Genomic DNA, 24056 nt, shown 5'->3' with positions numbered 1-24056 from the left:
GATTGGGGACAGGCACTTGTGCGTGTCCCCACCTCTATCCGCTCATCCTGGCCTTCGCCGGGATGAGCGGTTTATTGGTCACCGAACCAGGTTCCGCGCCAAGTCCGGAACCGCCCTTACCAGCTCCTCGGCGACGATCTCCGAACACGCCGCCGCCCCTGCCGGCCCCAGGTGGGTGTAGTCGAACTTCGACGGGTTCGCGGGCGCCGTCCCGGGCGGATCCATCGGCACGGGCGCGGCGCCGGGGATCGGTGGTTCGTAGAACTTGACGCCCACCGTCGTGCCGCCGGCGATCGCCTTGGCCAGGTCGGGCGAGGGCGGGGCCTCGGCCCAGGCGGCGGCCTTCAGCGAGCCCAGGGCCTGGGCCGCCTCGGCGCTGCGGGCGTTCAGGTCGACCAGCGGCGTCACCGTCTCCGCGGCGACCGCCCGGACCGCCCGGGCCCACGGGACCAGGTCGTCGACCAGCCTGCCGTCCTTGAACTGCCGGCGCGACAGCGGCGTGACCAGCACCGGACGGGCGCCGGCCGCGCGCGCTTCGGCGACATAGCGTTTCAGGTTTTCGGGAAAGCTGGTCTTCAGGTCGGTCAGCCGCTCGGCCCGGCCGTAGGCGTCGTTGTGGCCGAACTGGATCAGGACATAGGTCTCGGCGAACGGACCGCCCTTCATCTCGCCCAGGGCCAGGGTCCAGGAGCCCTCGGCCCGGTAGGTCTTGGTGCTGCGGCCGCCGCGCCCCAGGTTCACGCAGGCGACGTTCGAGGTCACCCGCGTCGCGCAGAACGCCCCGCCCCAGCCGCTGTTCACCGCCGTGGTGGAGTCGCCGACCAGCACGATCTTGGTCGCCTTGAACGGCGGAGGATCGGCGGGGGCCTGGGCGAGGGCGGGCGTCGCGACCAGGGCCGCGGCGAGGAGTAAGCGCATCACGCCAGCGCCCGGTACTTGAACCCCTTGAACCGCGCCGAACCCTTGCCGGCCGCGTAGAGGCCCGGCTTCAGCATCAGGAAGCCGCCACGCACATTATGGTGGTAGCCCGAGACCTCCATGCCGCGGTCAAACCGCTTCCAGGTCGCCCCGCCGTCGCCGCTGGTGTGAAAGCTGACGATGTGGCGGTCGTTGCGCAGCCGCATCAGCATCTTGGCGCCGTGCGGATTGGCCGGCCGGCCGCGCTCGATGCCGTACTGGTGGGTGACGAAGTTCTTCGTGTCGAAGCCCAGGCCGCAATAGAGCTGGCGGTCGTAGAACAGGATCAGGCCGGCGCGGGTCTCCGGATCGACCTCGATCTCGCACTCGATCTCGTAGGCCTGGTCGCCGTTGACGAAGATCAGCGGCGCGCCGGTCGAGGGCGCCTCGCCGGCGCCCTTCAGGGTCAGCGCCCCGCCTTCGCGCCTGATCCGGTCGCGCTCGTTCGGCTTGGGGTCGAAGAAGCTCCACTGCACGCCGTACTTGTCGGCCCTGAAGTCGTCCGACAAGGCCATGCCGTGCGGCACAACCTTGCCGCCCTTGGGCTTGGCGAGGGGTTTGGAAAGATCGCCGCCGCCGACCTCGAACCAGCCGTCCTTGGTCCAGGTCACCGGCGCCAGCAGGGTCTGGCGGCCCAGGGTGTAGAAGCCGTTTTCATAGCCGTGATAGACGGTCCACCAGTCGCCGGCCGGACCCTCGACCAGGGTGGCGTGGCCGCGCGACCACCATTTCTCGCTGTTGTTGGTGGTGCGCACGACCGGGTTCTTCGGATCGTCCTCCCACGGGCCGGCCAGCGACTTGGCGCGGGCGACGATGACCATGTGGCCGGTCGGCGGGCCGGCCGTGCCGCCCACGGCGGTGACCAGGTAATAGTAGTCGCCGCGCCTCATCACCTTGGGGCCCTCGGGCGAGAAGCCCTCGACGTCCCAGTCGTCGGGATAGCGCCAGGGATTGTAGACGTGCTCGGGCTGGCCCACCGTCGACAGGCCGTCGGGAGCCAGCTGGATGCGGTCGCCGCCCGACAGGAACAGCCAGCGCACGCCCTTCTCGTCGACCACGTGGCCGGGGTCGATGTAGCGGGGCAGCTTCAGGTCGACCGGCTCGCTCCATGGGCCCTCGATCCGGTCGGCCCAGATCACGTAGCTGGTGTTGTTGTCGGGGAACTTGGCCGGCAGGTAGATGTAGTAGCGGCCCTTGTGCTTGCAGAGTTCGGGGGCCCAGATCGAGCCGACATTGGTCTTCAGGGCCGGGCCGACCGGCGTCCAGTTCACCAGGTCCTTCGAACGCCAGATCAGCAGGCCCGGATAGGCGTCGAACGACGAGTGGGTCATGTAGTAGTTGTCGCCGTCCTTGAGGATCGACGGGTCGGGGTGGTCGCCGGCCAGGATGGGATTGAGGAAGGTCCCGTCGCCCAGGTCGGCCTTGCGCTGGCCTTCGATCCCCTTGGCCCAGGTCGGTCCGGCGCCGGGCGTCGGCGCGCTGGGCAGCGTCCCCATCTGGGCGTGGGAGGCGGCGGGAACGGCGGCCACGGCCGCGCCGGTCAGCAGGGAGCCCAGGGCGCCGCGGCGGTTGATGTCGACCATGAAAACTTCCTCCCGACTTGCACGTCGCACGGCTTGTTAGCGGCCACTTAGCGACAAGGAAACCATCTTGTCCACCGGTGTCATTCGCGGTTTTCCGGGCGTGGGGCGGCCCGTGAAAGCGACGTCCGGCGCACCGAAAACCGCACAAGAAAACGCCCGGGAGGCGGAACCTCCCGGGCGTTTCTTTAAATACTTGTCCCCCCTCAAAATGGGAGGGAAGAGGCCGTCAGCCCTCCATCGCCTCCAGCTCCTTGCCGCGCGTCTCCTGGACCAGTTTCTGGACCAGGAAGAACGAGACCAGGGCGCTGAGGGCGTAGAAGCCGTAGGTCATCGGCAGGCTCTTGGCGGCCATCGACGGGAAGCTGACCGAGATGGCGAAGTTGGCGATCCACTGGGCGAAGCCGGCGACGGCCAGGGCCGAGCCGCGCATCTGGTTGGGGAACATCTCGCCCAGCATGACCCACATGACCGGGCCCCAGCTGAGGTTGAAGAACACCACATAGGCGTTGGCCGCGAACAGGGCGATCACGCCGGTGTTGTCGGCCAGGTGCAGGGCGCCGTTCACCGTGGTGGCGGTCGAGAAGCACCAGGTCAGGATCCCCAGGGTCACGGCCATGCCGGCCGAGCCGATCAGCAGCAGCGGCTTGCGGCCGATCTTGTCGATGACGGCGATCGTGGCCAGGCAGGCCAGGATCGACAGCGCGCCCGACAGGATGTTGATCTTCAGGCTGTCGTCCTCGGTGAAGCCCACCGACTGCCACAGCACCGAGCCGTAGTAGAAGACGATGTTGATGCCGACCAGCTGCTGGAACACGGCCAGGACCAGGCCGGCCCAGACGATCAGGCGGATCTTCTTGGTGGTCGGGTCCAGCAGGTCGGCCAGCTTGGGCTTGTGGTGGTCGGCGGCCAGCGAAGCGCGGATCTCGGCCACCTTGCCGGCGCCCTGGCCGGCGCCGAACAGGCGCGACAGGATCTTCTCGGCCTCGGCGTCCTTGCCCTTGGCGACCAGATAGCGCGGGCTCTCCGGGATCGACAGCAGGCTGAAGAAGAAGATCGCGGCGGGGATGGTCTGCATCCAGAACATCCAGCGCCAGGCGGGCAGACCCATCCAGAACGGCGCGGTCGAGCTGCCGGCGGTGTGGGCCAGGATGTAGTTGGCCACGAACGCGCCGGTCAGGCCGGTGATGATCATGATCTGCTGCACGGACGACAGGCGGCCGCGGATGTTGGCGGGCGTGACTTCCGAGATGTAGACCGGGCACAGCACGCTGGCCGCGCCGACGCCCAGGCCGCCCAGCAGGCGGAAGGCGATGAACACCAGCGAGGTATGCGAGGCGCCCGTGCCCAGGGCGCTGACCAGGAACAGCAGGGACGCGATGATCATCACCGTGCGCCGGCCCCAGACGTCGGCCAGGCGGCCGGCGGCGAAGGCGCCGACGGCGCAGCCGATCAGGATGGCGCCGACGTTCAGGCCGGTGCCCAGCTTGCTGAGGCTGAACGCCTTCTCCAGGCCTTCCTGCGTGCCGTTGATGACGCCGCTGTCGTAGCCGAACATGAAGCCGCCGATGGTGGCGACGGCCACGATGGCGGCGATGAAGGCGATATTCACCTTGGCGCCGTCGGCGCTCATGCCAGGGCTGGGCCCGGCGCTCGAAACTGATGCCACTTTGGTCTTCCCCGATTGGCCCGCAGGCCGCGTTTGATCCCTAACGAGTCCCATTCTGGGCTCTTGGTTGGCCCGACCTTAATGTTAGCGGTATCAGGTCGCAAGCACCCTCAAGATGTCCAGGCTTAAGACGCATTGGCAACGTTGTCATCCGTCCTCCACCGGGTCTGCGCATGAACATTGCCGAAAAGACATTTGCCCCGCGGGCTCCGATGGCGTCTTAGCCTTGGCGTCGGGGGCGAGCGTCCGCCGACGGTTTCTTCGGGGGAAGTCCGTTGCGTCTGAACGTCCTGTTGCTCGCCGCCGTGGCGGGCCTGTCGCCGAACCTGGCCCAGGCGGCGCCGACGACCGCCAAGCCCGCGCCCGCCGGCAAGCCGGCCGAGTCCCCGACCGCCGTCGAGGGCGTGACCGTGACCAGCGACTCCACCGCCATGCGCACCTCGATCGACCGCCGCAGCTACAGCGTCGCCAACGACCTGACCGCCAAGACCGGCTCGATCGCCGACGCCCTGCGCAACATCCCCTCGGTCGAGGTCGACGTGCAGGGCAATGTCAGCCTGCGCGGCGATCCCAATGTGACGATCATGATCGACGGCAAGCCGTCCAGCATGTTCAACGGCGACGGCAAGGCCGACGCCCTGCAGCAGATGCCGGCCGACCAGATCGACCGGGTCGAGGTGATGACCAACCCCTCGGCCGCCTACCGTCCCGACGGCACGGCCGGGATCATCAACCTGATCACCAAGAAGACCCGCAAGCCCGGCGCCACCGGCTCGTTCAAGCTGAACGTCGGGCCCGACGGCCGCTACAACACCGGCGTGACCGGCAACCTGGTCAAGGGCAAGCTGACCCTCTCGGGCGACGCCGGCTTCCGCTACGACCGGCAGAAGTTCTGGTCGACCGACGAACGCGACACGACCACCGCCGCCAACCCCGGCGCGCACACCGTGCAGGACGGGGCGTTCAAGAACGCGGGCAGCGCGGTGAACCTGCGCGGCGGGATCGACTACAACCTCACCCCGAAGGACCGGCTCAGCGGCGAGGTGCGGTTCCGGGGCATGGACTACAGCACCGGCGGCGAAGAGACCTTCACGGTCCTGGGCGCGCCGCCCAGCGCCCCGGCCCTGGCCTATACCCGCGCGTCCAGCGCCAAGATGGACCGCAAGAACGGCGCGGTCAGCGGCGACTGGCGCCACCAGTTCAAGGGCGCCGAGCACGAACTGGACGCTCACCTGGAATACGAGGTCACCGACTTCCAGCGCGACAGCCAGGCCTTCATCGACAACGCGACCAGCGCCGACGTCTACGAAACCTTCGGGTTCGGCGCTGACCAGAACCGGGTCAACTTCAAGCTCGACTACACCCGTCCGATGTCCGACGAGGCCAAGCTGAAGACCGGGCTCGACCTGGAAGGCGTCGACAACGACTACGACAACCATGGAACCCGCGGCCCGTCGCTGGCCGGGCAGATCGTGGATCCCAGCCGCACCAACCGCTTCCTCTACGACCAGGACGTCTATGCCGGCTATGTCACCTACGAGCGGCCGTTCGGCGACTTCACGGCCCTGGCCGGGTTGCGGGCCGAGCAGGTCGAGATCCGCACGGACCAGGTGACCTCGGGCCAGAAGGACGACAACAGCTACTTCCGGGTCTATCCGTCGCTGCACCTGGGCTACACCGTCAGCCAGACCCAGACCCTGACCGCCAACTACAGCCGGCGGGTCCAGCGCCCGCAGGTCCAGGACCTGAACCCCTACCGGATCTACCAGGACCCCAACAACTACCGGGCCGGCAATCCCGACCTGAAGCCGCAGGTCACCGACTCCTACGAACTGGGCTGGCAGTACCGCAAGGGCCCGGCCTCGTACCTGGCCACGGCCTATTACCGCGAGAGCCGCGACGGCGTCACCGACGTGGTCAGCGACCTGGGCGGCGGCGTGTTCCTGAACACCCGCGAGAACCTGGCCAAGAGCCGCAACGGCGGCCTGGAGCTGGTGGCCAACGGCAAGCTGACGCCCAAGCTCAGCTACAACATCAGCGGCAACGCCTTCTGGAACGAGATCGACGCCAGCGACCTGGGCTTCGCCGGCAAGCGGTCGGGCACGACGCTGTCGGGCCGCGCCAGCCTCAGCTGGCAGGCCACGCCCAAGGACTTCTTCCAGCTGAACGGCTTCACGTCCGGCCGGCGCCTGATGCCGCAGGGCTACCGCGAACCGATCTCGCTGCTGAACCTGGGCTATCGCCGCAAGGTCAGCGACCGGCTGAACTTCGTGGTCACGGCCAACGACGTGCTGAACGCGTTCAAGGACGTGACGGTCATCGATACGCCGTGGCTGCGGGAGCGCGCCGAGCGGCGCGCCAATGTGCGGGCGGTGTTCTTCGGCTTCACCTACAGCTTCGGCGGCGGCAAGGCCCGGCCCGAGCAGTTCGACTTCGGCGGCGGGGCGGTGGGCGGGTAGGGCGGCGGGCGTGGGATCACGCCCACTTGCCCCCACCTGACCGCTGCGCGGTCTGTCCGCCCCCAAAGGGGGCGGAGCCTATGGCGCGAAGCTCTTCCCCCTGTGGGGGAAGACGACCGCGAAGCGGTCCGTAGGGGCAAGTGTTGGCCGCCTAATACCCTAGTGGTTGTGCCGCGGAAGCTTGCTGGCCAGGTCCTGGTACTTGACCGCGAACTCCAGCACCCCGCCGGTCTCCAACTGGCCTGTATGGGCGCGGTAGATCTCCTGCCAGGGCGTCATGGTCGCCGGCACGGCGGGGATGCCTTCCTTGCGGCGTTCGGCGATCGTCGCCTCGTCCACCAGGGCGTCGCAGCGGCCGGTGTTCAGGTCGATGCGGATGGTGTCGCCGGTGCGCAGCCACGACAGGCCGCCGCCCACCGCGCTCTCGGGCGAGGCGTTGAGGATCGAGGGGCTGTCGGCGGTGCCCGACTGGCGGCCGTCGCCCAGGGTCGGCAGGCTCATGATGCCGCGCTTCAGCAGGGCGTCCGGCGGCTGCATGTTGACCACCTCGGCCGAGCCCGGCCAGCCGATCGGGCCGGCGCCGCGGATCACCAGGATGCAGTGCTCGTCGATCTCCAGCGCCGGGTCGTTGATCCGGGCGTGATAGTCGTCCGAACCGTCGAACACGATCGCCCGGGCCTCGAAGATGTCCTCCTGGCCGGGCTTGCTGAGGTAGCGGGCGCGGAAGTCGGCGCCGATCACGCTGGACTTCATGATCGCGAAGTCGAACAGGTTGCCCTTCAGCACCAGGAAGCCGGCCTTTTCGGCCAAGGGCTGGGCGTAGGGGAAGATCACCTCGCGGTCCCGGGTCTCGCGACCTTCCAGGTTCTCGGCCATGGTCTTGCCGGTGACGGTCAGGACGTCGCCGTGCAGGCGGCCCTGCTGCAGCAGTTCCCACAGCACCGCCGGCGCGCCGCCGGCCCGGTGGAAGCGCTCGCCCAGGTACTTGCCGGCCGGCTGCATGTTGACGATCAGCGGGATGTCGTAGGCCGCGCGCCAGTCGTCGGCGGTGATTTCGAGCCCCGCATGCCGCGCCATGGCGGCGATATGAGGCTGGGCGTTGGTCGAGCCGCCGGCCGCCGCGACCAGGGCGATGGCGTTCTCGAACGCCTGCTTGGTCAGGATGTCCTTGGGCTTGATGTCCTCATAGGCCAGGTCGACGATCCGCTGGCCGGTGCGATAGGCCATCTGGCCGCGTTCGCGATAGGGCGCCGGGATCGCCGCGCAGCCGGTCAGCGACAGGCCCAGGGCCTCGGCCACGGCGTTCATGGTCGAGGCGGTGCCCATGGTGTTGCAGTGGCCGGCCGAGGGGGCGCTGTCGGCGGCGCGCTGGATGAACTCGTCCTCGTTGATCTCGCCCGCCGCCAGCTTGCGCCGCGAGCGCCAGATCACCGTGCCCGAGCCGACCAGCTCGCCGTCGTGCCAGCCGTCCAGCATCGGACCGCCCGACAGCACGATGGCCGGGATGTTGACCGTGGTGGCGGCCATGATGCCGGCCGGAGTGGTCTTGTCGCAGCCCGTGGTCAGGACCACCGCGTCGATCGGATAGCCGTGCAGGGTCTCGACCAGGCCCAGGTACGACAGGTTGCGGTCCAGGGCCGCCGTCGGCCGCCGGCAGTTCTCGAAGATCGGGTGGACCGGGAACTCCATCGGGATGCCGCCGGCGTCGCGGACGCCGTCGCGGATCCGGGTGACCAGGTCCAGGTGGATGCGGTTGCACGGCGAGATGTCGCTGCCGGTCTGGGCGATGCCGATGATCGGCTTGCCGCTGCGCAGCTCCTCCGGGGTGATCCCGTAGTTCATGAACCGCTCCAGATAGAGGGCGGTCATGTCGATATGGTCGGGATTATCGAACCAGTCGCGCGAGCGGAAGCGGCGGGGGGTACGGTTAGGGGAGGTCAAGGCGCACCTCGTACTGGGGCTGGCCGGCCACGGCGACGGGCAGGGCGAATAGGCCGCCGCACAGGGGATAGGCGGCCAGCTGCTCGTCGCTCAGGCCCTTGCGGGCGGTGGTGAAGTAGAGAGTCTTCAGGTCGGGCCCGCCGAAGCAGGGCTTGGTGACGTTGATGGCGTCCAGGGTCACCCGGTCCACGACCTCGCCCTCGGGCGACAGGCGCAGGGCGCCGTGGCCGCCCCACAGGGCTGTCCAGACATAGCCTTCGGCGTCGACCACCGAGCCGTCGGGCCAGGCGTCGTCCATCTCGAGCTTGAAGAACACGCGCTTGTTCGACAACTCGCCCTCGGGGCTCAGATCATAGGCCCAGATCACCTTTTCCAGGGTGTCGGTGTGATAGAAGGTCTTGCCGTCGGGCGACACGCAAGGACCGTTGGTGATGCAGACGCCGTCGTCCTGCTTCAGCGGCCGGCCGGCCTCGTCCAGGCGGTAGAGCGCGCCGGTCAGGGTGGTCTCGGCGTCGTGCATGGTGCCGAACCACAGGCGGCCCGCGCCGTCGACCGTGGCGTCGTTGGGCCGGTTGTCCAGCGCCGCGTCCTCGATCTCGCCCAGGAAGGCGAAGCCGCTGTCGGGGTGGAAGTGGTGCAGGCCGCTTTTGAGCCCCGCCACGAAGCCGCCGCCGGCCCGGGGCGCCAGGAAGGTCACCTGGTCGGGGGCGTCGAAGCTGGCGGTCGCGCCGCTGGCCGGATGGAAGCGGTGGACCTTGTGGCTCTTGATGTCGACGAACCACACGGCCTGCTCCTCGGCGGACCAGATCGGCCCCTCGCCGAGGGTGGCTTTCAGATCCCAGACGCAGATGGGGGTAGGCATGGTGGTCTCCGCGAAAGCTGACGGTCAACGGGACCGTCCTCGTCCTTCGACAAGCTCAGGATGAGGGCTATTGCTGAGCCCGCAGTAGAAACCCTCATCCTGAGCTTGTCGAAGGACGAGGGTTTCGCATCCGAGAGCGACTAACGCCAGCCGGCGTCGATCCAGTATTCGTGACCCGTGCACAGGCTGGCGTCGTCCGAGGCCAGGAACATCACCAGCGAGGCGACGTGGTCTGGGACCAGGCGGCCCTTCAGGGCCTGGGCCTTGACGATCTCGGCCTCGCCCTCGGGCGTGTACCACTTCTCCTGGCGCTTGGTCTTGATGTTGCCCGGCACCACGCACGTGACGCGGATGTCGTCGGGGCCGAGCTCGCGGGCCAGGGCCCGGGTCATGCCCTCGATGCCAGCCTTGGCGGTTTCGTAGAGGACCAGGTCCTCCAGGCCCAGGTGCCAGCTGATCGAGCCGAAATTGATCACCGCCCCGCCGCCGCGCGCCTTCATGCCCGGGGCCACGGCCTGGGTGCAGAACAGCATGTGGCGCAGGTTGACGTTCATGCGCTCGTCCCAATAGGCGGGCGTCACCTCGGCCAGCTTGTGGCGGTCGTCGTTGCCGGCGTTGTTGACCAGCACGTCGATGGGGCCGATCTCGGCGAAGGCCTTGGCCACGGCGTCCAGGTCGGTCAGGTCGCAACGCCTGTAGACCGGCGCGATCGGCGAGTCCGACAGCTGGGCCGCCAGGGCCTTGGAGTCCTCGTCGGCGACGTCGAGAAAGATCACCTCGGAGCCCTGGCGCGCGAATCCGGCGACGAGGCCGGCGCCGATGCCCGAGCCGCCGCCGGTGATGACGACGCGTTTGCCCTTGAGGCTGGGATAGATGGCAGAGGACATACGCGTCACGACCAGGAAGAGACGATTTTCAGGGAGATCACAGCAGGCCGCGGCCGGCCAGATTGCGGATCAGGGCGGAGACGCCGAACGTCCACGGAGCGGCGAGATCGCAGGTGGTCACCTCGTTCTCCAGCACGCCCAGCTTGGGGGTGGCCACCCGCACGCGGTCGCCGACCTTGTGGGTGAAGCCCTGGCCCGGCGCGTCGCGGTCCTGGATCGGTGCGAACATGGTGCCCAGGAACAGGGCGAAGCCGTCCGGGTACTGGTGCTGCTTGCCATAGGCCTGGCCCGCCAGCACCGCCGGGTCGCGGCTGATCAGGCTCATGTTGCTGTGGCCGTCCAGCACGAAGTTGTCGCGGCCGGTGATCTTCAGCGTCACCTCGGCCGAGCGGACGTCGTCCAGGCTGAAGCCGTCGTCGAACAGCCGGAAGAACGGCCCGATGGCGCACGAGGCGTTGTTGTCCTTGGCCTTGCTGAGCAGCAGGGCCGAGCGGCCTTCGAAGTCGCGCAGGTTGACGTCGTTGCCCAGCGAGGCGCCGCGGATCCGGCCCGATCCGTCGCACAGCAGCACGACCTCAGGCTCGGGATTGTTCCAGTGGCTGTCGCTGCGCACGCCCACGTGGTCGCCCCAGCCCATCGAGGACAGGGTCGGACCCTTGGTGAAGATCTCGGCGTCGGGGCCGATGGCGACTTCCAGATATTGCGACCACAGGCCGCTCTTGATCAGGGTCTGCTTCAGGCGCTCGGCGCCCTCCGAGCCGGGATCGACGCTGCGCAGGTCGCCGCCCATGCTGGCCGACAGCTGCTCGCGGATCTGCAAGGCGGCGGCGGCGTCGCCGCGGGCCCGCTCCTCGATCACCCGCTCCAGGGTCGAGACGGCGAAGGTCACGCCGGCCGCCTTCAGCACCTGCAGGTCGACCGGGGCCAGCAGCTTGGCGGCCGCGCCTTCCGGGTTCTCCCAGACGGCGCGCACGTCCAGCGCTTCCAGCGGACCCAGGTCCTCGCCGCGCGGGATCGCCGCGCCGGGCGCGAAGGCGTTCATCAGGTCCGAGGTCGTCGGCGCGATCCGGCTGACATCCTCGATGCGGCCGCCGCGGACCAGGACCGGGGTCGGGCCCTGGCCAAAATCGATGCGGCCCAGCAGGGTCGCGTCGCGCCAGTCGTCGGGAAGGAAATCACTGAGGGCCACCGGTCGTCTCTCCCTAGCGGGCGCGTTGGGACCGGTCTTGACTCGCCGCCCACGCCCCCCGTCATTCGTCGATCACGTTGTTAGCGCTAACACGACGCCCAGCGCAAGCCCCGCCGCGACGGGCAAATCGCGCTGCGCCCGCCGACGCGCCCTGGCGGACCGCCGTGGGTAGAACCACGTAAGAGGCGCAAGCTCAAGCAGGACAACGCCATGACCGACCGGCCAATCAGGATCCCGGGCCCCGACCACCCGATCAGCATCACGCGCAATTCAAGACGCGTGGTCGTCACCCTGGGCGGCAAGGTCGTGGCCGACACCCGCGAGGCCCTGACGCTGCAAGAGGCGTCCTATCCGCCGGTGCAATACATCCCGCGCAAGGACGTCGACATGGCGCTGCTGGCCCGCACCGACCACGCCACCTACTGCCCGTACAAGGGCGAGGCCTCCTACTACAGCCTGCCGCTGGGCGGCGCGCGCTCGGCCAACGCGGTCTGGACCTATGAGTCGGCCCATCCGGCGGTGGCGGCGATCCAGGATCACCTGGCGTTCTATCCCGACCGCGTGGACGGGATCGTCGAGGAGGGGTGATCTCATCCTGAAGCTTCGCTCAGGATGAGGTTTTCAAATACCGCCGCTTGCCAATGGCCCTCATCCTGAGCTTGTCGAAGGACGAGGGCCTACGCGGCGTCGCTCATGAAGGCGCTCGAAACGCCGCCTAGAACTAGGCCCTCACCCCTCCGGCGCCGGCCCCGTCGAATCGCGCACGATCAGGGTGTGCGGGTGCATCAGCTGGCGGGGCTCGCCGGTCTTGCCGCGCTGGCGGCGGATCTCTTCCAGCACCAGGTCGACGGCGGCGCGGGCCATGGCGGCGATGGGCTGGTGGACGGTGGTCAGGGCCGGCCAGATGTTGGCGGCGATCGAAGTGTCGTCGAAACCGACGATCGACACGTCCTCCGGCACGTCCAGGCCCATGCGGTGGGCCACGCCCGCCGTGGCCGCGGCCATGTCGTCGTTGCCGGCGAAGATGGCGGTGGGTCGGTCGTCCTCGCCCAGCAGTCGCTCGGCGGCCTCCAGGCCCGAGCGGTAGGTGAAGTAGCCCTGCTCGATCCGGACGTTCTCGTCCGAAATCCCGGCGGCCTTCAGGGCGGCCAGGAACCCATCCAGGCGCTGCTGGCTGACGGTCTGGTTCGGGTGGCCCTTGATGATCCCGAAGCGCTTGTGGCCCAGGCCCAGCAGGTGCTCGGCCAGCTCGAAGGCGGCGGCCTCGTTGTCGATGCGGATGGTGGCCATGTCGGCGCTGGCCTTGCCCGGCGCCACGGCCACGGCGGCGGCGCCGGCCGCCTTGACCTCGGCCAGGACCTGGGCGCTCTCGCACAGCGGGGCCGGCAGGATCAGGCCGTCGACGCCGGTCTTCAGCAGGCGGGTCAGGGTGGCGCCGGCCAGTTCGGGCTCGGCGCACTTCTCGATCACCACCTGGGCGCCGGTGCGGCTGCTCTCGTCCAGGGCGCCGACCAGGAACTCCGACAGATAGCCGGTCGAGGGGTTGTCGTAGAGCAGGCCGATGCGAAATGGGGCCGAGCCGGCCAGGCTGCGGGCGGCGGGGTTGGGGGCGTAGTTCAGCTCGGTGATCGCCGCCTCGACCAGGGCCCGGGTCTCTTCCTTGACCGTGGTCTCGCGATTGATCACCCGCGACACGGTCATCGGCGACACCCCGGCCAGGGCCGCCACGTCGCGGATGGTCGCGCTCTGGGTCGTGCGGCGGCGCTGGCGCTCGTTGCGGTCGTTCATCGATGGTCCGTCCCTTGATCGCGGCGGACACTAGACCGTTTCGGCCATGTCTTGGAAGCCAGGCCGCAAGTCTTTGAACCGCCAGGGAAGCCCGCGCGGCCCGGCGGGTGCAGACGGCGATCTTCCGGTGGCCTAGATTGGCGGCATGACCCACGACGCCGTCCCCTTCGGAGCGATCATCCTGACCGGCGGCGCCTCGCGCCGCATGGGCGCCGACAAGGCGGCGCTGGACTGGGACGGCCAGCGGTCGGTGGACCGGGTGGCGGCCCTGGCGCGCGCGGCCGGCGCTGTCCGCGTGCTGACGGCCGGGCGCGACCATGGGCTGGAGCATGTCGACGACCCTGCGCCGGGCGCGGGACCGGTCGGCGGCGTGCTGGCCGGGGCCCTGGCCCTGGCGGCCCACGGCCTGGGGCGGGCCCTGGTCCTGGCGGTGGACGCCCCGACCGTGACGGTCGAGGACCTTCAGCCGCTGCTGGCGGCGGCCGCGCCGGGGGCAGTCTATGAGGGTTTGCCGGTGCCGATGGCGCTGGCCCTGGCCGCCCTGCCGGCCGAGGCCGAAGCCGGCTGGCCGCTGCGGCGGCTGGTGGAGCGGGCGGGGCTGGCGGTCTTGGCCTGCGACGAAACCGTGCGGGCCCGGCTGCGGGGGGCCAATACGCCGGAGGAGCGAGATCGCTTGTCGCGCTGACGGGGACATGCCCTCGCGGCGTGTCCCCAAGTCTCGCACTGCGTTTTGTGGGGACACGCCGCGAGGGCATGTCCCCGGCCTTCAGTACACGTCCCGCCGATACCGTCCCTCGTCGGTCAGGCGCTCCATGACCTCCGCGCCCAGGACGGTCGTCAGCGTCGCGTGGACGTCGCCCGACATGCCCTCCAGCGAGCCGCAGACATAGATCGCCGCGCCGTCGGCGACCCAGGCGCGCAGGGCGTCGGCGGCCTCCATCAGCCTGTGCTGGACATAGACCTTGCGGTCCTGGTCGCGGGAGAAGGCCAGGTCGAGGCGTTGCAGGACGCCCCCGGCGCGCCAGGCCTCGATCTCGTCGCGGTGGAAGTAGTCGTGGGCCGCCGTGCGCTCGCCGAACACCAGCCAGTTGCGATGACGGCCGGCGGCGGCGCGGGCCTTCAGGTGGGCCCGCAGGCCGGCCAGGCCCGTGCCGTTGCCGACCAGGATCAGCGGCCGGTCGTCCGAGGGCGCGTGGAAGGCGCGGTTGGTCCGCACGCGCGCGGCGATCTCGGTCCCGACGGCGGCGTGCAGGGTCAGCCAGCCTGAGCCCAGGCCCGGCTTGCCGTCGGCCCGCCTCATGGCCCGGACCAGCAGCTCGACCCCGCCGTCGGCCGGCAGCGAGGCGATCGAATATTCACGGTGGGGCAGGGCCGGCAGGGCGTCGACCAGGGCATGGGGCGTGGTCGCGGGGATGCTGTGGTCGTGGGGCAGGCGGCGCCAGGACAGGACCTCGGCCAGGGTCGTCCCCTCTTGGGCGACCACGGGGGCGGACAGGTCCAGCCCCAGCCGCGCCAGCAAGGCGGCGACCTCGGCCGGGGCGTTGCGGGGCCCGACCTCGAGAATGTCGCCGGCCTCCCAGGTCGCGGCGTCCAGCGGCTGGAGCCGAAGGTGGAAGGCCGCGTCGCCCGGACCGCCCGGGTTCAGGCGGCGACGCTCGGCCAGCCGCCAGCGGCCGTAGCGCGGCCGGGTCCAGTCGGGGGCGTCGGTGACGCCGGCCAGCACGCCGACATGGGCCTGCCAGTGGCGCAGGGCGGCCGGGTCGCCGTCGTCGACTTCGACCCGATCGAACAGCGGCGCCGCGCCCCGATGGGCCAGCCAGCCGTCCAGCGTCCGGCCGAAGGCGCAGAACCGGGCGTAGCTGCTGTCGCCCAGGGCCAGCACGCCGTAGTCCAGGCCGTGCAGGGCCGGCTCGCCGTCCATGACGTCGCGGATGAAGCGGCGGGCCGTGTCGGGGGCGTCGCCCTCGCCGGTGGTGCTGGCCACGAACAGGGCGCGGCCGGCTCCCGCCAGGTCGGAAGCGGTCACCTCGGCCAGGCTCTTCAAGGTGACGCGCCCGCCGGCGTCGCCCAGCAGCCGGGCGGTGGCCAGGGCCAGTTCCTCGGCGAAGCCGGTCTGGCTGGCGTGGACGACCAGGACGCTCGCCCCGGTCCCCGCCGACAAGGCCCGGGTCGCGCGGTCGGCGGCCTGGCGGCGCAGGGCCTCGCGCCAGGCGACGGCCAGGCAGAACAGCAGGTAGCCGCACAGCACCAGCCCGGCGGTCGACAGGCGGTCGGACGAAAGGGCTTCCCAAGCGCTCATGCGTCGAGCATCGCCGACAAGGCCGGCGACAGGCGCTCCTCCAAGCCGGTCGGGCCGTGGGCGAGGATCATCGCGGCCAGGCCGTGCTCTGTCGCGAAGCCCAGGGCCGCGTCGGGCGCCATCACCGTCAGGGCCGTGGCGTAGGCGTCGGCGCGCATGCAGCTTGCGTCCAGCACCGCGACGCTGACCGTGGGGTTGGCGACCGGCGCGGCGGTGGCGGGATCCAGGGTATGGGCGTAGCGGCGGCCGCCGTGCTCGAAGAACCGGCGGTAGTCGCCCGAGGTGGCCACGGACAGGCCGTGCAGGGCGACCAGGGTGCGAAGGCCGTCATTGGCCGTGGGCGGGCGTTCCAGCTCGACCCACCAGGGTTGGCCGTCCGGCTTGGCCCCGGTTCCGCGCAGCTCGCCGCCGACCTCGACCAGGTATGAGCGGACGCCGGCCCGGTCGAGGGCGGCGGCGACCTGGTCGACCGCGAACCCCTTGGCGATCCCGTTGAGGTCCAGCCGCAGCCCGCCCGGCTGGAACAGGCTGTCACCGTCCAGCGTCACGCGGCGCCAACCCGCCGCTTCCCGGGTGTCGGCGATGTCCTGGGCCCGCGGCGGCGCGCCGGAGAAGGGGCGGGGGCCGAAGCCCCAGAGGTCGACCAGGGCCCCCAGGGTAGGGTCGAAGGCGCCGTCGGTGCGCTCGGCGATCTCCAGGGCGGCGCGGAGCACCAGGGCGAAGGCCGGGGGCAGGGCGGTCCAGCCGCCGCCGGCGGCGCGGTTGAAGCGCGACAGGTCCGACAGCGGATCCCACGGGCTCATTTGCCGAACGACCTCGTCCAGCACCCGCTGGGCCATGGCGGTCAGGGCCTGGGCGTCGGCGGTCGGCGGGGCGATCAGCCTGACCGACCAGGTCGTGCCCATCGTCCGGCCGCCAAGCGCCAGCACCGCGCCGCCGATCGGACGGGCGGGCGGCTCGGCGAGCTGGGGGACGAGGACGCGGGTCATTCGGGTGATCTCAAATCGTTGTCATCCCGATCGAAGCGAAGCGGCTGTCCGATCTCTGGAACGACGGTGAGGGACGTTCCGCGGCGCTCGCCACATCGCCTTGCCGCGCGGATGACAACGTTTGTGAGCCTAGGGCCGCAGGGCTTCGAGCGTGGCGGTGTAGCTGGCGCTCATGCCGTCGCCGGCCAGCGGCGTGGCGGGGGCCGGAGCGCCGCCGGGGGCGCCGCCGCCCGGACCGCCCATGCCGCCGCCCGGACCGCCAGGGCCGCCCGGGCCCCGGCCGGTCTCGCCCGTCCGCACCACGGCGTTTATCCAGTACATGCCCGCTTCGGGGAAGGTGACCTTGAACGCGCCGTCGGCGCCGGTCTTGACCTTGAAGTCGCCAGGCGTGGCGCGGTAGCGCGAATTGCCGGGGGCGAAGGTCACCTCCAGGTCGGCGGCCGGCTTGCCGTCCAGCAGGAACTTGAAGGTCGCGGCCTCGCCGGCCACCAGGTCGTTGGGGTGGGTCACCGGAACCAGCTCCAGCCCCTTGCCGGTCGGGGCGAACACCGTGGTGGTCGGCGCGTCGCGGGTGACGAAGGTTTCGTTGCGGTTGAAGCTCTTGATGGTCTTCAGGTCGGCGGCGCCGGCTGGGACCTGCTTGGCGAAGTCCTCGGGCGAGCCGCGGAAGCGCTTGACCTGGCCGTCCTGCGTCCAGCTGGCCATCACGGTGCTGACCGCCGAGCCGATCTTGTAGGTGCCGGGCTTGGAGAGCTGGACGTCGAAGGTCGAGCGGTACTTGCCGGTGGCCGGGTTCTGGATCTTGTCGACGGAACCGTCCGGCGCGGTGACGGTCACCGCGTCCAGGCGCATCGGGTTGTGGTCGGCGTAGAACAGCTCGTTGGAGATCGCCGCGTCCAGCGTCACCCAGGCGCCGTCGCCCGACAGCACGGTGAACGACGGCACGATCCAGCCGCGGTGGGCGTTGGCGGCCAGCGGCAGGGCCAGGACGAGGCCGGCGGCCGCGACGGCGAGAAGGCGATTGCGCAGGGACATGGCGTTTCTCTCTATTTGACGGCGACGGTGACGGCGCCCAGTTCGGCCGTCCCCTTGGCGGTAGCGAGCTTGCCCGGTTTGCCCCAGGCGAACGGCACGCGGACGGCTTCCTGGCCGCCGACCTCACGGGCGGCCTCGACCACCAGGTTGTACTGGCCGGGCTTGAGGTCCTTCAGCGGGCCCTTGGCACCGCTGAACACCAGCTTCTGCGGACCCGGCGCGCGGGTGGCGCCGCTGACCCCGTCGGCCGGGAAGGTCATCGTGCGGCCGGCCTTGCGCCACCACTGGCGCATGTCCTTCAGCCACTTGACGCCCTTATCCTCCTTGGAGCGGGCGTCGTACCAGACCGCCAGGGTGCCGGCGGCGGTGGCGTCGGCCGGGTTCTCGATCCAGATCGAGACATAGGGCTTGTGGTACTCGGCGACCGTCAGGCGCGGCACCTGGACCGTGACGGCGAGGTCGGCGGCCAGGGCGGGCGCGGCGCCGACAGCGGCTCCAGCGAAGGTCAGCAGGGATAGCGAAAGCTTCGGGGAGCGCTTCATGGGGGGACGCCTCACAGGTGGACGAAGAGGATGACAAGCAGCAGCGGGATCACCAGGCCGCCGGCCACCAGGGGCCAGGTCAGGGGGCGGGCCCGGGCGTGAAACTGCAGCAGGATCAGGCCGGTGACCGCGAACACCACGCAGGCCCCGGCGAAGACGTCGATGAACCAGCCCCAGGCCTTGCCGGCGTTGCGGCCCTTGTGCAGGTCGTTGAGCAGCGAGATCGCGCCACGCGTGGTTTTCTCGTGCTCCACGGCGCCGGTCGCGCGGTCGATGCTGATCCAGGCGTCGCCGCCGGGGCGGGCCAGGGCGACATAGACCTCCTCCTGCGACCATTCGCCCTCGCGGCGGGCGATGTCGGCGTCAACGGTCCTGTCCAGCCAAGTCTCGACCCGGATCGGCAGGGGATGCTTCCCCTCGGCCGGGCCCCTGGCCAGCTGGGTCAGCAGGTCGGCCGGCAGGGTGGCCTTGCGGTCGACGACCTTGGGCTGGCCCTCGATCTGGCCGGCGTGATTCAGGGTGAAGCCGGTGACCGCGAACAGCAGCATCCCCACCAGGCTCAGGGCCGCGCTGATCCAGTGCCACTGGTGCAGCTGCTTGAGCCAGAACGAGCGGCTTTGCTGGGCGGGGGCGGTCTTCACGAAATCCGGGGCGCGAGGGTTTTGGGCTGAGCTTCAAGTCCATACTTGAGAACGACTTGCAAAAGCAAGCCTTCCCGCGCGTCGGCGGCCACACGCGTGAGTTTTCCCTGGAAACAAAGGCTTTCTGGGGTTGCCGACTGCGACGATAGCGCACGGCGACGGCGCGATTTGGGCGGGCTAATCGTGCTTAACCAGTCGTTAAGCATGTCGGGGCGGACGTTGCACAAGATCCTAGTCGCGGAGGACGATATCCTCCTGGCCACCCTCCACGAGATCACCCTGCGCGAAGCGGGTTTCGACGTGCTGATCTGCCGCGACGGCGAGCAGGCGCTGGAGGCCATGGACGCCTTCGACCCGGACCTGCTGATCACCGATTTCCTGATGCCGCGCATGAACGGCGGCGACCTGATCCGGGCCACCCGCCGCCGGCGGGGCGCGCGCACGGCCGTGCTGCTGGCCTCGGGCCGTGACGAGCACCTGCTGCAGGACGACGAGCGCGGCGACGCCCGGCTGGAGAAGCCGATCTCGCCCGCCCGCCTGCTGGGCGCGGTGCGGGCGCTGGAGGCGAGGTGGCCGCAGGCGGCTTGAGGGGCTGCTACTTTTCCCTCTCTCACGGAGAGAGGGAGGGGCCCGCCGCCGCAGGCGGTGGGAGGGTGAGAGGTTACAGCCTGCCCGATCGAAGCGCGGCCAGGACGTCGTCGAGGACGCCAACGGGATCGGCCAGGACCCGTTCGTTGGGGAATCTCAGCACCGCATATCCGAATAGCTCCAGGGCCTGGGTGCGGCGTTCGTCGTAGTCCTCGCGACCTTCATGAGCGGGGCCGTCCAGCTCGACGATGAGCTTGCCCGACTCGCAGACGAAGTCGGCGAAGTAGGGTCGATCGGGACTTGTCGCAGGAACCTGAAGCCGCCGACTCGGCGGTTGCGGACGAACTTCCACAGGGTTTTCTCGGCCAGGGTCTGGTTCGGGCGAAGGCACCGGGCGTTGGCGGTGGCGTCCATGGCGACAGCCTGGGAGCGCCTACGGGATCACGCAACCGAAGGAATCGGGATTTTCCGGCTAGCGGTGAAACCTCTCACCCTCCCACCGCTTCGCGGCGGGCCCCTCCCTCTCTCAAAGAGAGAGGGATTCCTGTCGCGGCGCCCAAAACACCGCCAACCGACGGTCCCCGCCACGGACGACCTCGACAAGCCCCGCTTTAGAGGAGAAGTATGCCGCCTTTCGTCGCGGGGAGACGCCCGCGCGTCGCATTGGGGTCGTTTGTTGAAAACGCTGTTCTTTACCGCCTCCGCCGTCGCCCTGTCCTTGAGCCTCTCCAGCGCCTTCGCCCAGGAGCGCGTCCCGGTCCAGGCCCCGCCGACCCCGCCGATCGCCGCCGCCCAGGACGTGGCCTATCCCGGCGTGCTGAAGCTGTCGGTCGACGCCACCGACCTGGACCGCAAGATCTTCCAGGTCCGCGAGACGATCCCGGTCGCCAAGTCCGGCCCGATGACCATCCTCTATCCGCAATGGGTGCCCGGCGGCCATTCGCCGCGCAACGACCTGGACAAGCTCGCTGGTCTCGTCATCACCGCCAATGGCAAGACCCTGCCGTGGACCCGCGACCCGGTCGCCGTCCACGCCTTCCACTTCGACGTGCCCGACGGCGCGAACGAGGTCCAGGTCAGCTTCCAGTTCCTGACCCCGGTGAAGTCCGACGTCGGCCGCATCCTGGTCACCGACGACATGCTGAACGTCCAGTGGCTGCAGCTGGGCTTCTACCCGGCCGGCTACTACACCCGCCGCATCCAGGTCGAGCCGACCGTCAAGCTGCCGGAGGGCTGGGGCTTCGGCACCGCGCTGGAGAAGGCCTCGACCGCCGGCCAGACCACTACGTTCAAGACCACGACCTTCGAGACACTGGTCGACTCGCCGATGTTCGCCGGCCGCTACTACAAGCAGGTCGACCTGGACCCGGGCGCGGCCGTGCCGGTGCGCCTGAACATCGTCGCCGACAAGCCGGAATATCTGGAGATCAAGCCCGAGCAGCTGCAGATCCACCGCAACCTGGTGCAGCAGGCCTACAAGCTGTACGGCGCGCACCACTACGACCACTACGACTTCCTGCTGGCCCTGACCGACAAGATGGGCGGCATCGGCCTGGAGCATCACCGCTCCAGCGAAAACGGCGTCGTGCCCAAGTACTTCACCGACTGGGACAAGACCTTCGTCGGCCGCGACCTGCTGGCCCACGAATACACCCACTCATGGAACGGCAAGTTCCGCCGCGCGGCCGACCTCTACACCCCGACGCTGAACGAGCCGATGCGCGACAGCCTGATGTGGGTCTATGAGGGCCAGACCCAGTACTGGGGCAACGTGCTGGCCGCCCGCTCGGGCCTGCAGACCAAGCAGCAGGGCCTGGAGTCGCTGGCCGCCACCGCCGCCCTGTACGACACCCGCGCCGGCCGCAACTGGCGCAACGTGCTGGACACCACCAACGACCCGATCATCGCCAACCGCAAGCCGGCCTCGTGGACCAGCTGGCAGCGCAGCGAGGACTACTATTCGGAAGGCCAGCTGATCTGGCTCGACGCCGATACGCTGATCCGCGAGAAGACCGGCGGCAAGAAGTCGCTGGACGACTTCGCCAAGGCCTTCTTCGGCGTCGAGAACGGCTCCTACGTGCCGTTGACCTACGACTTCGACACCGTGGTCCAGACCCTGAACGGCGTGGTCCCGTACGACTGGGCGAGCTTCCTGAAGACCCGCGTCGAGGGGCTGTCGGAGCGCGCGCCGCTGGATGGCCTGACCCGCGGCGGCTACAAGCTGGTCTATACCGACACCCCGACCGACTTCTTCAAGGCGGCCGAGACCAAGGGCAAGATCGTCAATCTCAGCTACTCGCTGGGGATCACCGTCGGGGCCGGCGGCGTGCTGTCGGCGGTCAACTGGGACACTCCGGCCTTCAAGGCGGGGCTGACGGCCGGTGAGACCATCGTGGCGGTCAACGGCACGGCCTACAGCGACGACGGCGTCAAGGACGCCGTCAAGGCCACGGCCAAGGCCGACGCCCCGCTGGTCGAGCTGCTGATCAAGGACGGCGAGCGCTACCGGACGGTGAAGGTCGACTACCGCGGCGGCCTGAAGTATCCGCGCCTGGAGCGGATCGAGGGGACGCCGGCGCGGCTGGATGATATCTACGCGCCGAAGAAGTAGGCGCTGGACGAAGGGGCCGCCGGCGTACATGCCGTCGGCCCTTTTTCATGTCTGCTCGTCACCCCACGCCCGTCATCCTCGGACTTGTTCCGAGGACCCCTAGGTCCGCCGCGTTGTCGGTCGGGTTGGTTCGCGATCTCACAGCCCCACGGATCGTCGTTCTTCGCGGCTGAAGCAGGGGTCCTCGGAACAAGTCCGAGGATGACGGGCGTTTGCTAGGGATGCTCCGAATATCGCGAGACGCCAACGCGACGGTCTTGATGCCGCCACGGGTTCCGTGAAAGACAGCGCAAGCTTCCGCTTCGAATGGACTGTCTCCGCATGAACCGTATCGCCGGCCTGGCCCTGGGCCTTTCCCTGCTCTCGAGCCCCGTCCTGGCGCAGGAAGCGTCCGCCCCGCCCCAGCTGGCGGCCGCCGTCGACACGAGCAAGACCCTGGCCGAGGGCCAGGCGTTCCTCGCCAAGAACGCCAAGGCGCCCGGCGTGGTCACCACCGCCTCGGGCCTGCAGTACAAGATCACCACCTCGGGCCCCAAGACCGGCAAGTCGCCGAAGCTGGGCGACATCGTCAAGGTTCACTACGAGGGCAAGCTGCTGGACGGCACGGTGTTCGACAGCTCGTTCCAGCGCGGCCAGGCGGCGATCATGCCGGCCGACGGCCTGATCCCGGGCTGGCTGCAGGCCCTGCCGATGATGCATGTCGGCGACGAATGGACCCTGTGGATCCCGGCCAACCTGGCCTATGGCGAACGCGCCGCCGGCCCCATCCCGGCCAACAGCGTGCTGGTGTTCCGCCTGCAGCTGATCGACATGCTGGCGGTGGATTAGGGTTTCCTAGGTCCTCCCCCTGTGGGGGAGGCGGCGCGAAGGCGCCGGTGGGGGGCGTAGACCCACCTCAGCCAACTCCCCCCACCGTCGGCTGCGCCGACACCTCCCCCACAGGGGGAGGATCTTTCAAACCCCTGCCCGTGACGCCATCAGCGGCTGGACCCGCGTCCCGAAGTTCTCCACCCCCGCCACGAAGTCGTCGAACACCAGCAGCACGCCGGCCGTGCCCTCGACGGCGGCCACCTCGTCCAGCATCCGGGCGACGCTTTCGTACGAGCCCACCAGGGTGCCCATGTTGAGGTTGACCGCCGATTCCGGGGCGGCCAGCTGGGCGGTGTTGGTGGTCGAGCCGGCGGCGGCGTTGGGGGCGGCCTGGTTGGTCAGCCAGGCCAGGGCCTCCTGGTCGGCGCCGGCCCGGTAGGCCTGCCACTTGGCCATGGCCGCCTCGTCGGTCTCGTCGGCGATGATCATGAACAGGATGTAGGAGGCCACGTCGCGGCCGGTCTTGTCGGCGGCGGCCTTGAGCCGGTCGTTGACCCCGCCGAAGGCGGTGGGGGTGTTGGTCCCCTTGCCCAGGGCGAAGCTGTAGTCGGCGTACTGGGCCGTGAAGGCCAGGCCCTCGTTGGACGAGCCGGCGCAGATCAGCTTGGTCTCCTCCGGGTGCGGACTGACCCGGCAGTCGGTCATCTGGAAATACTTGCCCTTGAAGTCGCTGACTCCGGTGTCCAGCAGCTCGCGCAGCACGGTGGCGTATTCGGCCAGGTAGTTGTAGCGGTCGGTATAGTGCTGCTCGCCCGGCCACAGCCCCATCTGGTCGTATTCGGCCTTCTGCCAGCCGGTGACCAGGTTGATGCCGAAGCGGCCCGGGGCGATGGAGTCGATGGTCGAGGCCATGCGGGCCACGATGGCCGGCGGGATGGTCAGGGTGGCGGCGGTGGCGAAGATCTTGATCTTCTCTGTCACGGCCGCCAGGCCGGCCATCAGGGTGAAGCTCTCGAGATTGTGCTCCCAGAACTGGGTCTTGCCACCGAAGCCGCGCAGCTTGATCATCGAGAGCGCGAAGTCGAAGCCGTACTTCTCGGCCTTCTGGACGATCGCCTTGTTCAGCGCGAACGACGGCATGTACTGCGGGGCCGCCTCGGAGATCAACCAGCCATTGTTGCCGATCGGAATGAAGACGCCGATTTCCAT

The 24056-nt window shown here is 69.4% G+C and carries 20 protein-coding genes and 2 pseudogenes; 6 read left to right on the top strand and 16 right to left on the bottom strand.

Annotated features, from left to right (window positions below; all coding sequences use genetic code 11):
* Window positions 1-78: 78 nt before the first annotated feature.
* From ASD47_RS23735 to ASD47_RS23725, 3 genes are all read right to left on the bottom strand, one after another.
* On the bottom strand, window positions 79-918 hold the full coding sequence (locus ASD47_RS23735) for a rhamnogalacturonan acetylesterase (RefSeq protein ID WP_056762092.1): 840 nt from the start codon (window positions 916-918) through the stop codon (window positions 79-81).
* On the bottom strand, window positions 918-2540 hold the full coding sequence (locus tag ASD47_RS23730) for a family 43 glycosylhydrolase (protein ID WP_056762091.1): 1623 nt from the start codon (window positions 2538-2540) through the stop codon (window positions 918-920). Before ASD47_RS23730 ends, ASD47_RS23735 begins: the two co-directional genes overlap by 1 nt.
* 226 nt (window positions 2541-2766) lie before the next feature.
* A complete protein-coding gene (locus ASD47_RS23725) occupies window positions 2767-4206 on the bottom strand; it encodes a sugar porter family MFS transporter (RefSeq protein WP_056762090.1) in 1440 nt (479 codons plus the stop codon).
* Between the two features lie 275 nt (window positions 4207-4481).
* Between ASD47_RS23725 and ASD47_RS23720 the strand changes: the two genes are divergently transcribed.
* Complete coding sequence (locus ASD47_RS23720; RefSeq protein WP_056762088.1) at window positions 4482-6665, top strand: TonB-dependent receptor domain-containing protein; 2184 nt, start codon at window positions 4482-4484, stop codon at window positions 6663-6665.
* A 159-nt stretch (window positions 6666-6824) separates the two neighbouring features.
* Here ASD47_RS23720 and xylD read toward each other — a convergent pair whose 3' ends face one another.
* The 5 genes and pseudogenes from xylD to ASD47_RS23700 all read right to left on the bottom strand — a co-directional run bounded on the left by xylD (window position 6825) and on the right by ASD47_RS23700 (window position 11544).
* Window positions 6825-8606: a xylonate dehydratase XylD gene (xylD, locus tag ASD47_RS23715; RefSeq protein ID WP_056762085.1), complete on the bottom strand. Its 1782-nt coding sequence runs from the start codon at window positions 8604-8606 to the stop codon at window positions 6825-6827.
* Window positions 8593-9468, bottom strand: a complete 876-nt coding sequence (locus tag ASD47_RS23710; RefSeq protein WP_056762083.1) for an SMP-30/gluconolactonase/LRE family protein — start codon at window positions 9466-9468, stop codon at window positions 8593-8595. The genes xylD and ASD47_RS23710 overlap by 14 nt, the downstream gene beginning before the upstream one ends.
* A 33-nt stretch (window positions 9469-9501) precedes the next feature.
* Window positions 9502-9618: pseudogene (locus ASD47_RS27805) on the bottom strand (hypothetical protein); the annotation flags it as partial.
* Window positions 9609-10355, bottom strand: a complete 747-nt coding sequence (xylB, locus tag ASD47_RS23705; RefSeq protein WP_056762082.1) for a D-xylose 1-dehydrogenase — start codon at window positions 10353-10355, stop codon at window positions 9609-9611. The gene xylB and the pseudogene ASD47_RS27805, both read right to left, overlap by 10 nt.
* Window positions 10356-10392: 37 nt before the next feature.
* Window positions 10393-11544, bottom strand: coding sequence for a fumarylacetoacetate hydrolase family protein (locus tag ASD47_RS23700; RefSeq protein ID WP_056762080.1), 1152 nt, complete (start codon window positions 11542-11544; stop codon window positions 10393-10395).
* Between the two features lie 210 nt (window positions 11545-11754).
* Here ASD47_RS23700 and ASD47_RS23695 point away from each other — a divergent pair, with 210 nt between their 5' ends.
* A complete protein-coding gene (locus ASD47_RS23695; RefSeq protein WP_056762078.1) occupies window positions 11755-12132 on the top strand; it encodes a DUF427 domain-containing protein in 378 nt (125 codons plus the stop codon).
* 141 nt (window positions 12133-12273) lie between these two features.
* Here the strand turns inward: ASD47_RS23695 and ASD47_RS23690 are convergent, their stop codons facing one another.
* Window positions 12274-13332 carry a LacI family DNA-binding transcriptional regulator gene (locus ASD47_RS23690; protein WP_056762076.1) on the bottom strand — a complete coding sequence of 353 codons (1059 nt, stop codon included), beginning with the start codon at window positions 13330-13332 and terminating at the stop codon, window positions 12274-12276.
* 145 nt (window positions 13333-13477) lie between these two features.
* Here ASD47_RS23690 and ASD47_RS23685 point away from each other — a divergent pair, with 145 nt between their 5' ends.
* Window positions 13478-14017, top strand: coding sequence for an NTP transferase domain-containing protein (locus ASD47_RS23685; RefSeq protein WP_056762074.1), 540 nt, complete (start codon window positions 13478-13480; stop codon window positions 14015-14017).
* Between the two features lie 81 nt (window positions 14018-14098).
* Here ASD47_RS23685 and ASD47_RS23680 read toward each other — a convergent pair whose 3' ends face one another.
* The 5 genes from ASD47_RS23680 to ASD47_RS23660 all read right to left on the bottom strand — a co-directional run bounded on the left by ASD47_RS23680 (window position 14099) and on the right by ASD47_RS23660 (window position 18838).
* A complete protein-coding gene (locus tag ASD47_RS23680) occupies window positions 14099-15631 on the bottom strand; it encodes a sulfite reductase flavoprotein subunit alpha (protein WP_056762072.1) in 1533 nt (510 codons plus the stop codon).
* Complete coding sequence (locus ASD47_RS23675) at window positions 15628-16620, bottom strand: FAD:protein FMN transferase (protein ID WP_056762070.1); 993 nt, start codon at window positions 16618-16620, stop codon at window positions 15628-15630. Before ASD47_RS23675 ends, ASD47_RS23680 begins: the two co-directional genes overlap by 4 nt.
* A gap of 129 nt (window positions 16621-16749) precedes the next feature.
* Window positions 16750-17655, bottom strand: a complete 906-nt coding sequence (locus tag ASD47_RS23670; protein ID WP_056762068.1) for a DUF4198 domain-containing protein — start codon at window positions 17653-17655, stop codon at window positions 16750-16752.
* 11 nt (window positions 17656-17666) lie between these two features.
* Complete coding sequence (locus ASD47_RS23665; RefSeq protein WP_056762066.1) at window positions 17667-18197, bottom strand: DUF2271 domain-containing protein; 531 nt, start codon at window positions 18195-18197, stop codon at window positions 17667-17669.
* 11 nt (window positions 18198-18208) lie between these two features.
* Complete coding sequence (locus ASD47_RS23660; RefSeq protein ID WP_056762065.1) at window positions 18209-18838, bottom strand: PepSY-associated TM helix domain-containing protein; 630 nt, start codon at window positions 18836-18838, stop codon at window positions 18209-18211.
* Between the two features lie 219 nt (window positions 18839-19057).
* Between ASD47_RS23660 and ASD47_RS23655 the strand changes: the two genes are divergently transcribed.
* The gene (locus ASD47_RS23655; RefSeq protein WP_056762064.1) at window positions 19058-19426 is read left to right on the top strand and encodes a response regulator; all 369 of its coding nucleotides are present in this window, start codon (window positions 19058-19060) and stop codon (window positions 19424-19426) included.
* A 73-nt stretch (window positions 19427-19499) separates the two neighbouring features.
* Here ASD47_RS23655 and ASD47_RS23650 read toward each other — a convergent pair.
* A pseudogene (locus ASD47_RS23650) lies at window positions 19500-19840 on the bottom strand (DUF559 domain-containing protein).
* A 262-nt stretch (window positions 19841-20102) separates the two neighbouring features.
* Here ASD47_RS23650 and ASD47_RS23645 point away from each other — a divergent pair.
* The gene (locus ASD47_RS23645) at window positions 20103-22037 is read left to right on the top strand and encodes a M61 family metallopeptidase (RefSeq protein ID WP_056762063.1); all 1935 of its coding nucleotides are present in this window, start codon (window positions 20103-20105) and stop codon (window positions 22035-22037) included.
* A 321-nt stretch (window positions 22038-22358) separates the two neighbouring features.
* Window positions 22359-22865: an FKBP-type peptidyl-prolyl cis-trans isomerase gene (locus ASD47_RS23640; RefSeq protein WP_056762056.1), complete on the top strand. Its 507-nt coding sequence runs from the start codon at window positions 22359-22361 to the stop codon at window positions 22863-22865.
* A gap of 126 nt (window positions 22866-22991) precedes the next feature.
* On the opposite strand, the gene rutA is transcribed toward ASD47_RS23640, so the two are convergent.
* Window positions 22992-24056, bottom strand: a complete 1065-nt coding sequence (rutA, locus tag ASD47_RS23635) for a pyrimidine utilization protein A (protein WP_056762054.1) — start codon at window positions 24054-24056, stop codon at window positions 22992-22994.

Origin of the sequence: Caulobacter sp. Root1472 (assembly GCF_001426985.1) — a bacterium.
In the GTDB taxonomy this organism is placed as follows: domain Bacteria; phylum Pseudomonadota; class Alphaproteobacteria; order Caulobacterales; family Caulobacteraceae; genus Caulobacter; species Caulobacter rhizosphaerae.
This window is presented reverse-complemented; position numbering and strand designations above follow the sequence as displayed.